Genomic DNA, 14121 nt, shown 5'->3' with positions numbered 1-14121 from the left:
GGCCGTCCGCGCAAGGTGGGTCGGGTCAGCTGCTCGACCGACGCGAAGAACGCGTCCATGTCGAGGTGCAGGACCCAACGAGCAGCCACATCTGCCGATGCTAGGGCGCTAGCCTGGCGATCATGATCCGACAGGCTTCTGAGCTGCGCGGTGTCACCTTCGAAGGGTGGGTCCAGCACTTCGAGCGCAACGAGCAGGTGCACGCCGAGGTCGACGCGGCGATCGGGTTCGACGACGCCTGCGACATCCCGGCGGATGTCCGCCGGCCGCTGGTGGAATCGATCCGGCGGTTTCAGCTCGGTGAGAGCGGCGACGGTGCACAGCTGCTGGGCAAGGCAGCGCGCGCCGGCGATCCCGAATACCTCGGCGCCGCAAAGCTGTTTGTGGCCGAGGAGCAGCAGCATGCCGCCTTGTTGCTGCGGCTGCTCGGGTATCTCGGCGGTGAACCGATGCGGCGCCACTGGTCGGATGCGGTGTTCGTGCGGCTGCGAAGGCTGATGGGCCTGCGCACCGAGTTGATGGTGCTGACGGTGGCCGAGGTGGTGGCGCTGTCCTACTACGGCGGCCTGGCCAAGGCTGGTCCGGATGATGTCGTGCGGGCAGTGGCCGCCCGGATCGTTGCCGACGAGCATCCGCACGTGCGGTTCCAGACCGACCGACTGCGGGCGGGCTTCGCCCGGTCCCGCGTCGCGGTGCGCGCGCTGGCCTTCACCTTCTGGTGGGCGACGGCGATCGGCGCGGCCGTCGTGGTGGCGTTCGACCACGGGCCCCTGCTCGAGGCGATCGGCTACCGGCGCTCGCGGTTCATCCGCGACGTTCTCGCCGACTTCGCGACGGTGGCCGTGGCCGTACTGCGCCACTAAACCTCGGCGCGCTAGGCCTTGGCGCCGTTAAACCTTGGCGATCGACACCCGCACGCCGTCGCCGATTTCGCTCCCATCGGCGGGCTCCGCGAACTCGAACGAGGTCGCCAGGATTTCGCGCGCGATCATGTCCGCATGGGTGCGGGCCCACTCCGCTCGCTCGGCGGGCACCGCCATCACCACCGAAATACGGTCGGACACATCGAGACCCGTGGTCCTGCGCAGCTCCTGCAGCTCACGAATACGGTCCTTGGCCCATCCCTCGGCTTCCAGCTCGGGGGTGACAGTGCCGTCGAGAACCACCAGACCAGAACCCCCAGGCAGCGCAGCGGTGTACTCGGGATCGGCGGCCACCAGCCGCGAGCTGAACTCGTTGGGCAGCAACACCGCCGACCCCGCGGTCAGTGTGCCGTCGGCATTGACCACACCCTCGCCGGCCTTGACGGCCTTGATTGCGGCCTGCACGTCCTTGCCGATGCGCGGACCTGCCTCGCGCGCGTTAACGGTCAGCTCGAAGCGGCCGTAGGCGGCGATCTCGTCGGTGAGCTCAACGCTTTTCACGTTGAGTTCATCGGCGATCAGATCGCGGAACGGCTCGAGGCGTTGCGGGTTCTCCACGGCGACAGTGAGTTTGGGCAGCGGCAGCCGCACCCGTAGCTTCTTCGCCTTGCGCAGTGACGACGCCGCGGAGGCAACCTCTCGCACCTGATCCATCGTGGTCACGAGGTCGGGATCGTGTGGCGAACTGCCTTCCTGGGGCCAATCAGTGAGATGCACCGACCGTTCGCCGGTGAGGCCGCGCCAGATCACCTCTGTCGTCATCGGAAGCAGCGGCGCCGCGAGCCGGCCCAGCACTTCCAACACCGTGTGCAGCGTGTCGATGGCGTCGGGATCCTCTTCCCAGAACCGCGAACGCGACCGTCGCACATACCAATTGGTGAGCGCCTCGGTGAACTGACGCAGCTGATCGCAGGCGCCGGAGATGTCGCAGGTGTCCATCGAGGCGGTCAGGTCGTCGCGCAGTTGCGCGAGCTTGGCCAGGATGTAGCGATCCAGCACGTGTTTCGAGTCGGTGCGCCAGGTGCCCTTCTTCGGGGCATACAGCGTCAGGAACGTGTAGGCGTTCCAGATCGGCAGCTGCACCTGCCGCACGCCTTCACGGATGCCCTGCTCGGTCACGATGAGGTTGCCGCCGCGAAGGATCGGCGAGGCCATCAGAAACCAGCGCATGGCGTCGGAGCCGTCGCGGTCGAAGACCTCGGTGACGTCGGGATAGTTGCGCAGCGACTTGCTCATCTTCTGGCCGTCGTTGCCCAGCACGATCCCGTGCGACACACAGGTTTTGAACGCCGGCTTGTCGAACAGCGCGGTCGCCAAGATGTGCAGCGTATAGAACCAGCCGCGGGTCTGGCCGATGTATTCGACGATGAAGTCACCGGGGAAGTGCCCGTCTTCGGTATCGGTACCGTCGAACCAGTCGTGGTTTTCGAACGGGTAATGCACCTGTGCATAGGGCATGGAACCTGAGTCGAACCAGACATCGAGAACGTCCTCGATGCGGCGCATCGTCGATTTTCCGGTGGGATCGTCAGGGTTGGGCCGCGTCAGCTCGTCGATGTAGGGCCGGTGCAGGTTGTCGGGGCGGACGCCGAAGTCACCCTCGAGTTCGTCGAGGCTGCCGTACACGTCGATTCGCGGATAGGCCGGGTCATCGGACTTCCAGACCGGGATCGGCGTGCCCCAGTACCGGTTTCGCGAGATCGACCAGTCGCGGGCACCCTGCAGCCACTTGCCGAACTGACCGTCCTTGACGTGCTCGGGATACCAGGTGATCTGCTGGTTGAGCTCGACCATGCGGTCACGGAACTCGCTGACCTTGATGAACCACGATGACACCGCACGGTAGATCAACGGATTGCGGCACCGCCAGCAGTGCGGGTAGGAGTGCTCGTAGGTCTCGTGCCGCAGCAGCACCGCGCCGTTGATCGCGGCCACACCGGTGCCGTTCTTCAGATCCCGGATGATCTGCGGGTTGGCGTCGAAGACGTGCTGGCCCTCGTAGTCCGGGACCGTTGCATCGAAGCGGCCCTTAGAATCGACAGGGGTGACGGCCTCGATGCCCGCGGCCTGCGCCGTGGCCATGTCGTCCTCGCCGTAGGCCGGTGCCATGTGCACGATGCCGGTGCCGTCCTCGGTGGAGACGAAGTCACCGGGCAGTACCTGAAAGCTGTTGGGCGCCTCGGGGAAATACGGGAACGGCGGCAGATAGCGCGTGCCGAGCAGATCGGCACCCGAGTAAATCGCCACGATCTCCGGTTCTTCGCCGAGCTCGCGCGCATAGGCGGCCAACCGCGCCTTCGCCAGCACGACGCGGCGCTCCCCCGCATGCACCACCGCGTACTCGACGTCGCGGTTGACCGCGACCGCCTGGTTTGACGGCAGGGTCCACGGCGTCGTCGTCCACACCAGAAGGTAGGCACCGGCCAGGTCGCCGTCGGTGATCCGGAACCCGACGGTGATGGCGGGGTCCTGACGACTCTGGTAAACGTCGTCGTCCATTCGCAGTTCGTGGCTGGACAGCGGCGTCTCGTCGTTCCAGCAGTACGGCAGTACCCGATTGCCTTCGTAGGCAAGGCCTTTGTCCCACAACTGCTTGAACGCCCAGATCACCGATTCCATGAACGGCAGGTCCAGCGTCTTGTAGTCGTTGTCGAAGTCGACCCAGCGCGCCTGCCGTGTCACGTAGGCGCGCCACTCCTCGGTGTACTTGAGCACCGAGGCCCGACAGGCATCGTTGAACTTCTCGATGCCCATCTCTTCGATCTGCGACTTGTCGGTGATGCCGAGCTGCCGTTGAACTTCGAGTTCGGCGGGCAATCCGTGGGTGTCCCAACCGAATCGGCGCTCCACCTTGTCGCCACGCATAGTGCGATAGCGAGGCACGATGTCCTTGACGTACCCAGTCAGCAGGTGACCGTAGTGCGGAAGCCCGTTGGCGAACGGCGGCCCGTCATAGAAGACGTACTCCGGCGCGCCGTCGCGGCGTGCGACGCTGGCGCGGAAGGTGCCGTCGTCTTCCCAGTAGGCCAGGACATCGGCTTCCAGCCCCGGGAAGTTAGGCGCGCCCCCAGCCGGCTTCGGGTAGGTAGTCACGGTCGTGCGTCGTCTCCATGCCGTCGTTCATGGCACGGGGACGACGACGCGCCGGTGCGCGAACGCCGCGGTACCACCCCGCTTGCGCACAGAGGTGCGCCGCTCGACTTGGCTGTGACGGGCCTACCCGTTCGGGTCTACTGGGCCTGGGCTGTTCTTCCGAAGGCTCCCCGGTGATGGCCGGATCTGCGCCGATAAGTCAGATTCTAGCGGCTCAGTGGCCGACGGCCACCGGGGTGTGCGGGAGTGGCGACGCCTCCGACGTCAGCTCGATCAGCGCCAGGGGGAGCTGCTCGGCCAACTCTGTCACCGTGTACGCGTCGAAGCTGCGGATGTCGTACCACCAGTCCACCTGCACCAGGCCGTCCGCGCGGTACGTCCGAAGCTCTAGCCGGTGGCGCAGCGCGGGTTCTGCGCCGTCGAGCGCGAAGAAGATCTCCGACGCGGGTTGAGCCGCGAGTGTCGGCGCGCTCGGCCCCTCGGCCAGGCTCCGGTGCACGTCCAGGAGGGATTCCGTGGCGGTTGCCAGTCCCGCCGACGTGCACCACAAAGCGACGGGGCCGCTGTGGCCGGTGACGTCGACGGGGACAACGCCCTCGCCGATGGTGCGCGCGATGGCGAGCCCGAGCGCCGCGAGCAGGATCTCCTCGCCAGGCAGTCCGAGATACCACTGTGCGCCGTCCAACTCTGCGGTCAGAGTGCCGTCCAGCGGTGCCGAGATTTTCGCGAAGTCGGCGGCCGCGGGGGCGTCGGTGGTGTCATGGTCGGCGAGGCGTAGAGGGCTGCTGGCAAATTTTGCGGTCAACATGTGATCAACAGTAGCTGCGCTGTCCCAAAAGTGGGAGACATCTCCCAAAACTGTGACACCCGCGTCAATTACAGCAATGCTTTCCGGTCCGCGATTGGCACTGCCCATTCGTGGGATAACGCGTTAAAGTGAGTCGGTGCCACGTACAGATGAGAACGGCCGCCAGCTAAAGGCCCTGCTCGACTACCTTCTCGATGGCGACGTCGACGCGAAGGACATATACGACGCGCTAGGAGTGTCTAGCAGCACTTACTACCGCCGCATCAAGGAAGCGGGCTATCCCGACGCCGAAGAGCTTCGGCGCGTCGCCGACCGCTTCGGCCTCAGCTACCCCGATCTGCAGGTCAGGTTCGGCCTGATGAGCCACGAAGAGGTGCAAAGCTACGTCGAGGCCACCGGCGTGGCGTTGGCAACCGCCGAGACCAAGCGCGTACGCCCGCCAAAACTCTCAGAAATGAAACCCCGCCTGGACGCACCACCGTTATAGAATTTGCTGGAAATCCTTCAGCGCAAAGGCAAGAACGAACGATGGCCCTCGCAACGCTCCTAGCGATCACGATCGGATGTATCGGGTGGAGCCTATGGATTCGGCGCGTGACATGGACGTGCCGGTGGGAGGTCGCCGCCACCCTCAACATCGCGCTGCAGGGTGCCGCCGTGCTGCTGATGTCGCCGTGGGCCTCCGAGACGCTGGGCCACTGGCTGCACGCGCTGACCGGCAAGTGGAACCTCGAGGATTACCTCGGCCACGACTGCTACATCGTCGCCGCCTCCGCCATCGTCTACAACACCCTCGGTCGGCTCGCCGATGACGACGCCATGCAGCGCTCGTTCAAGCAGTACGTGGAACGCCCTGCGACGTTGTGCATTCCGCTTCTGCTGGTGACCTTCTCGATCGGGAACGGCGCGCACATCTATGCGGCTGACTTTTTCACCGTGCCCACCGACTCCTGGCTGAACCTGTACTGGCTGCTGCTCTGCGGCATGCTCATCTATCTGCTGGTGTACGGCATCCGGGCAACGCTGGTCTTACGCAAGGACCCGCGCTCGCGCACCATCGCCAACTTCTACCTCGCTTCCTCCGTGTGCGGAATCCTCGCCTGCGTCGTGCGGATCACGACCGCCTACATCCCCGCTCTCCAAACGTTGGCGGGCAGCACCACGCTGGTATGGGTGTTCGCCTGCATGTGCGGCGCCGGGTTCGCGCTCGCCTCGGCGCATTCCTGGCGGATCAAGACGAAGTGGTTCACCCGCGTCTGAAACGCAATGACACAGTCACCCACGACCTCCAAACGCCATCACGTCGTCATCATCGGGTCGGGCTTCGGCGGCCTGCAGGCGGCCAAATCCCTGAAGCGCGCCGACGTTGACGTCACGCTGATTTCCAAGACGACCAGCCATCTCTTCCAGCCGCTCCTGTACCAGGTGGCGACGGGCATCCTGTCCGAAGGTGAGATCGCCCCGACGACACGGCTGGTGCTGCGACGGCAGAAGAACGTCCGGGTGCTGCTCGGCGAAGTCGAGGGAATAGACCTAACGGCTCAGACCGTCACCTCCAAGCTGATGACGATGCAGACGGTCCTGCACTACGACAGCCTGATCGTCGCGGCCGGCGCGCAGCAGTCCTATTTCGGCAACGACCAGTTCGCGACGTTCGCACCGGGCATGAAGACCATCGACGATGCGCTCGAGCTGCGCGGCCGAATCCTCGGCGCGTTCGAGGCCGCGGAGGTCACCACTGACCCCGCCGAGCGGGAACGCCGACTGACCTTCGTCGTGGTCGGCGGCGGGCCGACCGGCGTCGAACTGGCGGGCCAGATCGCCGAACTCGCCAACCGAACGCTTGCCGGAGCGTTTCGCAGGTGCTCTCCCAGCGACTGCCGGGTGGTGCTGGTCGAAGGAGCCGGCGCGCTGATGCCGCCGATGGGTGCCAAGCTCGGCGCGCAGGCGCAGCGCCGGCTGGAGAAGCTGGGCGTCGAGATCCAGCTCGACTCGCTGGTCACCGACGTCGACTACATGGGCGTGACCGTCAAGCACAAGCAGGGCGGCGAACAACGCATCCAGTGCGCCTGCAAAGTCTGGTCGGCGGGCGTGCAGGCCAGCCCGCTGGGCGCCATGATCGCCGAGCAGTCCGCCGGCACCGAGGTCGACCGCGCCGGTCGCGTGGTGGTGGAACCGGACCTCACCGTCAAGGGTCATCCCAACGTTTTCGTCATCGGCGATCTGATGTCGTTTTCTGGCGTGCCCGGTATGGCCCAAGGCGCGATCCAGGGCGCCAAGTACGCCACCAAGGTAATCAAGCGATCGCTGGCCGGCCACGACGATCCGGGCGCCCGCGCGCCGTTCAAGTACTTCGACAAGGGCAGCATGGCGACCGTCTCACGGTTCAGCGCCGTCGCTCAGGTCGGCAAGCTGGAGTTCGGCGGCTTCGTCGCGTGGCTGGCCTGGCTGGTTCTGCACCTGGTCTATCTGGTCGGCTTCAAGAACCGCTTCACCACGCTGATCAACTGGTTCATCACCTTCCTCAGCCACAGCAGGGGCCAGATGGCGATCACCAGTCAGATGATCTACGCCCGGTTGGCGATGGACATGCTGCAGAACCAACACATCTCCGGCGCCCAGCGTTCGGCACTCGCCGCCGTCGAGGAGGCCGAGAAGCTCGAGCGGGAACGAGGCGCGTAAGACCGCTTCAGCCGGCCACGGGCCTCGGTTCGGGGGCATACGGCGCACCGAACGCCGGCACCGGCCGGTAGCCACGCCTGCGGGCCGCCGCGGCGCCCCGCCGGATCAACGCCGCCGTCGCGACGAAGCCCGCCTGGTCGGTCAGCACGAACGGGGTGAGCAGCCGGTTATGCACATAGCCGAAGGACAAGCCGGTGCTCGGGTCGGCCCACCCGATGGAGCCGCCCAGACCCGCGTGGCCGAAGCCCGGCATCAGGTTCCCCAGCGGGATCGAGTGGTAACCGAGGTGAAATGCCATGGGAAACACGATGTTTCGATCGGGCTGCAGGTTGGGCTTTCCGACCAGGCCGGCCGTCAGCTCCCCGGACAGGAACTGCTTTCCGTCCACCCAGCCGCCGCATGCCAGCGGCGCGTACATCTTCGCCAGGCCACGTGCGGTGGCCGAGCCGTTGGCGGCGGGGATCTCGCCGTCGAGGAACGGGGTGTCGCCCTGCACGACCGAGACCATCTCGGGGAAGTACAGCGCTCCGACGCCGGCCGACCACTGCATCGCGGCGAGCTTCGGTACGAAATTGCCCAGCAGCGCGTTCCTGATGGTGCCCTGCGGGATGATGATCTGCGCCGTCTTCGTGGGCGCGTCGACGGGCGGACGACCCAGGTGCAGGCCGTCGGTGTTGAGCGGTTCGGCGAGCTCCTCGCGGATCAGCTGCCGCATGCCCTTGCCGGTGACCGACCGCGCCAGACCCGACATCAACCAGCCGTACGTCAGCGCATGGTAGGCACCCTTGCCGTAGAGGACCTTGTTCACCGGCGCGGCGGCGAGCCGCTCCTCCATCTTGAGGTGGTCCATCAAGTCGGCCTTGGTGGCGCCGTTGAGGTGGGACAGCCCGGCGCGGTGCCGCATCACGTCGCGGACGGTGATCTTGGCCTTGCCGTTGGCGCCGAACTCGGGCCAGTACTCGGCGACCGGCGCCTCGTAGTCGATCAGGCCGCGATCGGCGAGTCGGTGAATGACCGTCGACGCCATGCCCTTGGTGGCCGAGAACACCATGGCACCGGTGTCGGCCGACCAGTGCGTGGTGCCGCGCCGATCCGACCACCCCGTCCACACGTCGACAACGGGCTCACCGTCGAGATAGACCGACAGCGCCCCTCCGCCGAATCGGGGACCGGGGAACATCGCAGCGAAGGTTCGTACCGCACAGGCGAAGTGCGGGTCGGCCGCGCCTTGGACACCGTGTGGGAGTGCCGCGCTGCGCTCCCCGCTGTCAGAGTGCATCACAATGGATCTAATTTACCTGCAACCCCGGCAAATAAACTCGCCGTTACCAATAAGTTGTCGCTTCGCACGTCAACAACGCCGACACTCCATCGAACAGCAACCTTCGGCCTCAGGACCGCCCGGCGGAGGCGTCGAGAATTCGTTGGGCGGCGAGTGTGGGCGTCAGTTCGCCGTCGCGGACCTGGCGCTCCACATCGGCGCGGATCTTGCGCACGTCGGGGTTGTTCACCACTCGGTCGAGCACGGTGTCGCGGACCATCGACCACGTCCAGTCCACTTGCTGGTTGTTACGACGGGCCTCGAACTCCCCCGCTTCGGTGAGTACCCGGCGGTGTTTGAGCACCGTGTCCCACAGCTCGGCCAGGCCGGTGCCTTCGATCGCGCTCATCGTCAGAACCGGTGGGCGCCAAAGTGTTTCGCGCGGGTAGATCAGCCGGATCGCACCGGACAGTTCGCGGGCGGCCGCCTTGGCCTCGGTGGCGTACTCGCCGTCGGCCTTGTTCACTACGACGATGTCAGCAAGCTCGAGGACGCCCTTTTTGATGCCCTGCAGCTGATCGCCGGTGCGCGCCAGGGTCAGGAACACGAACGTGTCGACCATGTTGGCGACCGCGACCTCCGACTGCCCGACGCCGACCGTTTCCACCAGGATCACGTCGAAGCCCGCCGCCTCGAGCAGCACGATGGTCTCCCGCGTGGCCCGCGCGACCCCGCCGAGGGTGCCCGACGTCGGCGAGGGCCGGATGTAGGCGTCGGGGTGCACGGCGAGCTTCGGCATCCGCGTCTTGTCGCCGAGGATCGAGCCTCCGGTCCGCGTGGACGACGGGTCGACGGCGAGCACCGCCACCCGGTGCCCCTGTTCTATGAGGTGCATGCCCAGTGCCTCGATCGTCGTCGACTTGCCGACGCCCGGCACACCGGTGATGCCAACGTGCATGGCGTTGCCCGCTTCGGGCATCAACTCCATCAGGAGCTGCTGTGCCTGCTCGCGGTGATCGGCGCGGGTCGATTCGACGAGCGTGATGGCTCGCGGCAGCGCTGAGCGATCGCGATCTCTGATCGCGGCGGCGAGGTCGTGTGTGTCGGCCATTCCCGCGGGCGGGCTAGGTCAGCTCGTAGCCCGACCGTTCGGCGAGCTTGTGCAGCAAGCCGATCGCCGCGTCAGCAATCACGGTGCCGGGCGGGAAGATCGCGGTGGCACCCGCCTGATACAGCTCATCGAAGTCGTCGGGCGGGATCACCCCACCCACCACGATCATGATGTCGGGACGTCCGACCTCGGCCAGCGCGTCGCGCAGCGCGGGCACCAGCGTCAGGTGGCCGGCCGCCAGCGATGACACCCCGACCACGTGCACGTCGTTGTCGGCGGCCTGGCGCGCGACCTCGTCCGGGGTGGAGAACAGCGAGCCGACGTCGACGTCGAACCCGATGTCGGCGAACGCCGTTGCGATAACCTTCTGGCCGCGGTCGTGGCCGTCCTGGCCCATCTTGGCGACCAGGATGCGGGGCCGCCGGCCGTCGGCCTCGGCGAACTTCTCCACTAACTCTGTTGCGCTCGCGATGTTGCTGACCTTTCCGACTTCGTCGCGATAGACCCCGGCGATGGTACGGATTTCGGCCTGGTGCCGTCCCCAAACCTTCTCCAGCGCATCGGAGATCTCGCCGACGGTGGCTTTGGCGCGCGCGGCGTTGATCGCAAGCTCGAGCAGGTTGCCGTCGCCATCACCGGCCGCCTTGGTCAGCGCGGCGAGCGCGGCATCGACCGCGGACCCGTCGCGTTCGGCGCGCAGTCTCTCCAGCTTGGCGATCTGCTCGGCACGCACGCGGCTGTTCTCGACCTTGAGGACCTCGATCTCGTGGTCGGTGCCGTCGCCGGTGGCAACCTGGTACTTGTTGACGCCGATGACCGGCTGCTGACCCGAGTCGATGCGGGCCTGCGTGCGGGCGGCGGCTTCTTCGATGCGCAGTTTGGGGATGCCGTCGTCGATCGCCTGCGCCATGCCGCCGTGCTCGTTGACCTCGCGGATGTGCGCGCGCACGCGTTCGGTGAGCTGATGGGTGAGCCACTCCACGTAGTAGGAGCCGCCCCACGGGTCGATCGGACGGGTGGTACCTGACTCCTGCTGCAACAGCAGCTGCGTGTTGCGCGCGATACGCGCGGAGAAGTCGGTGGGCAGCGCCAGCGCCTCGTCGAGGGCGTTAGTGTGCAAGGACTGCGTGTGCCCCTGCGTCGCAGCCATCGCCTCGATGCAGGTGCGCGCAACGTTGTTGAACGGGTCCTGCGCGGTCAGCGACCAGCCCGAGGTCTGCGAATGGGTGCGCAGGGAGAGCGATTTCGGGTCCTTCGGGTCGAACTGCGCGACGAGCTCGCTCCACAGCAGCCGCCCGGCCCGCAGCTTGGCGACCTCCATGAAGAAGTTCATCCCGATGCCCCAGAAGAAGGACAGCCTCGGTGCGAACTTGTCGATGGACAGGCCGGCATCGAGGCCGGCCTTGATGTATTCCACTCCGTCGGCCAGCGTGTAGGCCAACTCCAAATCCGCTGTCGCACCAGCCTCTTGGATGTGATAGCCGGAAATCGAGATCGAGTTGAACTTCGGCATCCGCGCGCTGGTGTAGCCGAAGATATCGGAGATGATGCGCATCGACGGCTTCGGCGGATAAATGTAGGTGTTGCGGACCATGAACTCTTTGAGGATGTCGTTCTGGATGGTCCCGGCCAGCTTCTCCGGAACAACGCCCTGTTCCTCGGCCGCCACCACGTACAGCGCGAGGATCGGTAGCACCGCGCCGTTCATCGTCATCGACACCGACACAGTGGACAGATCGATACCGTCGAACAGCTGGCGCATGTCGAGAATGGAATCGATTGCCACACCGGCCATTCCGACATCACCGGCGACACGCGGATGGTCGGAGTCGTAACCGCGGTGGGTGGCGAGGTCGAAGGCCACCGACAGGCCCTTCTGACCGGCCGCGAGGTTGCGCCGGTAGAAGGCGTTGGATTCAGCGGCGGTGGAGAAACCGGCGTACTGCCGAATGGTCCACGGCTGGTTGACATACATCGTCGGATACGGCCCGCGCAGGTACGGCGGCGCACCGGGGAACGTGTCGAGGGGGTACCCGGCCGTGGCTGCGGCGTCGCGGTCGGCGGCAATGTAGACCGGCTTGACGTCGATGACTTCTGGGGTCGACCACTGCAACTGCTCGGGCGCATATCCGTGCGCCTCGGCCGCGGCAGCGATGTGCTCGGTGACCGCGGACTCGGTGGCGGGTTCGGTGGCGCGCTCGCTGTGCAACGGGACGTCGGCGAAGCTGCCGATGCCCGTTGTTTCGATATCGTTTTCCGGAGCCGCACCGGCGGCGACATCGTTTTCCGGAGCCGCACCGGCGGCGACATCGTTTTCCGGAGCCGCACCGGCGGCGACATCGTTGGAAGTCATTTCAGGCCCCCAATCGGGTGAGCAGGTCCGACAAGGCGGCGACGGCGTCGATCTTGGCCGTCAGGTAGTCGTCGGGCTTCGAATCCGCTTCAGCCACGGCCTTTTCCGAGCCGGCCAGCAGCACCCGCGTGATGCCGGCCTTGCGCGCGGCATCGACCACGCCGGCCGCTTCTGCTCCGTACCGGGCATCGGTGCCGCAGATGACGGCGACGGCCGGCCCATCGGCGGCCGATACGGCGTCGGCGACGCCGGCCGCGTCGACGGGCCCCGGATTGACCGCCTCGATGCCGCCCGAGGCGAGCAGGTTGGCGGCGAAAGTCGCTCGGATGTTGTGCTCGGCCAGCGGTCCCAGCGGCAGCAGCAGAACCTTCGGCCGCGACCCTGTCGCGGTCAGATGCGCGTCGGAGCGGTCCCGCAACGTTTCGAAGCTTGCGGCGTACCGCGCAACGGCGCTGATCGAATCTCTGTGAGGCAGTGGCGCTTCGGCGAGGTTCGGGTATTCGTTGACACCGGTGAGCGCCTTGCGGCGGTGGTTGATGTCGTCGATGCGCCGGTCGCGCACCTCGGCGATCTGGGCGGCGACGAATTCGCTGGCGGCGGCGAACCCGCCCTTGGCCTCGATCTGTTGGAAGTGCTCCCACGACTTTGCCGCCAGCTGCTCGGTGAGATCCTCGACGAACCACGATCCGCCCGCAGGGTCGAGCACTTGACCGAGGTGCGACTCCTCTAACAGAAGCAGCTGCGTGTTGCGAGCGATGCGACGCGCGAAACTTGCTGCCGTGCCGGGCAATCCACCAGGTACGGCCGCATCGAAGGGCAGCACCTGGACGGTGTCCGCGCCGCCCACACCGGCGCCGAAGGCGGCCACCGTCGTGCGCAGCATGTTCACCCACGGATCCCGCTGCGACATCATCGGCAGCGACGTGACCGCATGTACCAGGGCGGCGCCGGCGTCGGGCTCGCCGACCACCTCGGCCACCCTGGCCCACAGCCGGCGCAACACTCGCACTTTGGCGATCGTCATGAATTGGTCGTCGTCTGCCGACAGCCGGAAGCTGATCTGCCGCAACGCATCCGCCGTGCTGAGTCCGGCCTCACCCAGCGCCCGCAGGTAGGCAACGCCCGCCCCGACTGCCCCTGCCAGCTCCCACGCCGCGTTCGCGCCGAGGTTGTGCAGGGCCGGGCCGTCGACGGTGATGGCCCGCACGCCGCCCGCATACTCGGTGACCTTCTGCGCGGTCGCGACGACATCGGCGAGGTCGGCCGCGGCGCGTCGACTCAACGGTGCGGTGAGCGGGTCGGAACCGAGATCGATCGACAACCGCGCGCACTGCTCGTCGTCCATGCCGGTCAATTGCGGCAGCAGCGCGTCGGCGGCGGCGACGAAGTCCGCACCCGCTTCGAGGATCACCGGGACCAGATCGAGGAATACGCCCTCGAGCAAGCGGTCGAGTTCGCCGGCCGGGACGCCGCCCGCCGCGCCCACGCGCAGCACGAGCGCGCTCACCCCTTCTGTGAGGGCGACCAACACCGCGCCGTTGCCGTCGGTAACGGCCTTCTGGCCCGGCGCGGGAAACGCCTCGGCGACCTTCCATCCCGACTTGACGTCGCGCAGCCCATCGGCCCCGCGGACGAACGGCCACGCGCCCGGCAGCGGCGGTTCCCGCAACGCGTCGAGGCTCGTGTACAGCGCCCGAATGGCAAAGCCTTCATAGGTCGGCGAATCGAGCAGGGTCTCGGGTTCGGGGGGCAGGTCGGCCGGATCGCGCCGAGTTGATTTCGCCAAGACGCCCGCAACCGCCGAGCGCCATTGCTGCCGTGATTCAGCCAAGCCCGATTCCTGCACGTCTTTAGGCTAAATGATCACCATAGGGCCAGCGGGCGCCGGGC

Annotated in this window: 11 protein-coding genes; 4 read left to right on the top strand and 7 right to left on the bottom strand. The window is 66.6% G+C overall.

Going from position 1 to position 14121, the window contains the following annotated elements:
• The coding region (locus A5651_RS26155) for a hypothetical protein (protein WP_231988812.1) at window positions 1-89 on the bottom strand (89 nt) is incomplete at its 3' end.
• A gap of 33 nt (window positions 90-122) precedes the next feature.
• On the opposite strand from A5651_RS26155, the gene A5651_RS25775 reads away from it, so the two are divergent.
• Window positions 123-863 (top strand): hypothetical protein, encoded by a 741-nt coding sequence (locus tag A5651_RS25775; protein ID WP_066987273.1) that lies wholly within the window; start codon window positions 123-125, stop codon window positions 861-863.
• A gap of 27 nt (window positions 864-890) precedes the next feature.
• Here A5651_RS25775 and ileS read toward each other — a convergent pair whose 3' ends face one another.
• Window positions 891-4016 carry an isoleucine--tRNA ligase gene (gene ileS / locus A5651_RS24260; protein ID WP_066987271.1) on the bottom strand — a complete coding sequence of 1042 codons (3126 nt, stop codon included), beginning with the start codon at window positions 4014-4016 and terminating at the stop codon, window positions 891-893.
• A gap of 214 nt (window positions 4017-4230) precedes the next feature.
• The gene (locus tag A5651_RS24255; RefSeq protein ID WP_066987269.1) at window positions 4231-4824 is read right to left on the bottom strand and encodes a hypothetical protein; all 594 of its coding nucleotides are present in this window, start codon (window positions 4822-4824) and stop codon (window positions 4231-4233) included.
• A gap of 136 nt (window positions 4825-4960) precedes the next feature.
• On the opposite strand from A5651_RS24255, the gene A5651_RS24250 reads away from it, so the two are divergent.
• The 3 genes from A5651_RS24250 to A5651_RS24240 are packed head-to-tail and all read left to right on the top strand — an operon-like array spanning window position 4961 to window position 7506.
• The gene (locus tag A5651_RS24250; RefSeq protein ID WP_066987266.1) at window positions 4961-5311 is read left to right on the top strand and encodes a helix-turn-helix transcriptional regulator; all 351 of its coding nucleotides are present in this window, start codon (window positions 4961-4963) and stop codon (window positions 5309-5311) included.
• A 41-nt stretch (window positions 5312-5352) separates the two neighbouring features.
• Window positions 5353-6084, top strand: a complete 732-nt coding sequence (locus A5651_RS24245; protein ID WP_066987263.1) for a hypothetical protein — start codon at window positions 5353-5355, stop codon at window positions 6082-6084.
• Window positions 6085-6090: 6 nt separating this feature from the next.
• Entirely contained in the window at window positions 6091-7506 is a 1416-nt protein-coding gene (locus tag A5651_RS24240) for an NAD(P)/FAD-dependent oxidoreductase (protein ID WP_066987260.1), read from the top strand.
• 7 nt (window positions 7507-7513) lie between these two features.
• On the opposite strand, the gene A5651_RS24235 is transcribed toward A5651_RS24240, so the two are convergent.
• From A5651_RS24235 to mutA, 4 genes are all read right to left on the bottom strand, one after another.
• Window positions 7514-8785, bottom strand: a complete 1272-nt coding sequence (locus A5651_RS24235) for a serine hydrolase domain-containing protein (protein ID WP_066987257.1) — start codon at window positions 8783-8785, stop codon at window positions 7514-7516.
• Window positions 8786-8897: 112 nt separating this feature from the next.
• Window positions 8898-9878, bottom strand: a complete 981-nt coding sequence (gene meaB, locus A5651_RS24230) for a methylmalonyl Co-A mutase-associated GTPase MeaB (protein ID WP_066987254.1) — start codon at window positions 9876-9878, stop codon at window positions 8898-8900.
• Window positions 9879-9891: 13 nt separating this feature from the next.
• Entirely contained in the window at window positions 9892-12231 is a 2340-nt protein-coding gene (gene scpA, locus A5651_RS24225; protein WP_231988811.1) for a methylmalonyl-CoA mutase, read from the bottom strand.
• Between the two features lies 1 nt (window position 12232).
• Window positions 12233-14077 carry a methylmalonyl-CoA mutase small subunit gene (gene mutA, locus A5651_RS24220; protein WP_066987251.1) on the bottom strand — a complete coding sequence of 615 codons (1845 nt, stop codon included), beginning with the start codon at window positions 14075-14077 and terminating at the stop codon, window positions 12233-12235.
• Window positions 14078-14121 lie beyond the last annotated feature (44 nt).

It is taken from the genome of Mycobacterium sp. 1274761.0 (assembly GCF_001668615.1).
Taxonomy (GTDB): Bacteria; Actinomycetota; Actinomycetes; order Mycobacteriales; family Mycobacteriaceae; genus Mycobacterium.
Note: the sequence above shows the minus strand (reverse complement) of the source record. Positions and strands in the feature narration are given on the sequence as shown.

Coding starts and splice junctions, on each gene's coding strand:
- meaB (WP_066987254.1), bottom strand. CDS start 9,878: ATGGCCGACACACACGACCTCGCCGCCGCGATCAGAGATCGCGATCGC.
- A5651_RS24255 (WP_066987269.1), bottom strand. CDS start 4,824: ATGTTGACCGCAAAATTTGCCAGCAGCCCTCTACGCCTCGCCGACCAT.
- A5651_RS24245 (WP_066987263.1), top strand. CDS start 5,353: ATGGCCCTCGCAACGCTCCTAGCGATCACGATCGGATGTATCGGGTGG.
- A5651_RS24240 (WP_066987260.1), top strand. CDS start 6,091: ATGACACAGTCACCCACGACCTCCAAACGCCATCACGTCGTCATCATC.
- scpA (WP_231988811.1), bottom strand. CDS start 12,231: ATGACTTCCAACGATGTCGCCGCCGGTGCGGCTCCGGAAAACGATGTC.
- A5651_RS25775 (WP_066987273.1), top strand. CDS start 123: ATGATCCGACAGGCTTCTGAGCTGCGCGGTGTCACCTTCGAAGGGTGG.
- A5651_RS24235 (WP_066987257.1), bottom strand. CDS start 8,785: ATGCACTCTGACAGCGGGGAGCGCAGCGCGGCACTCCCACACGGTGTC.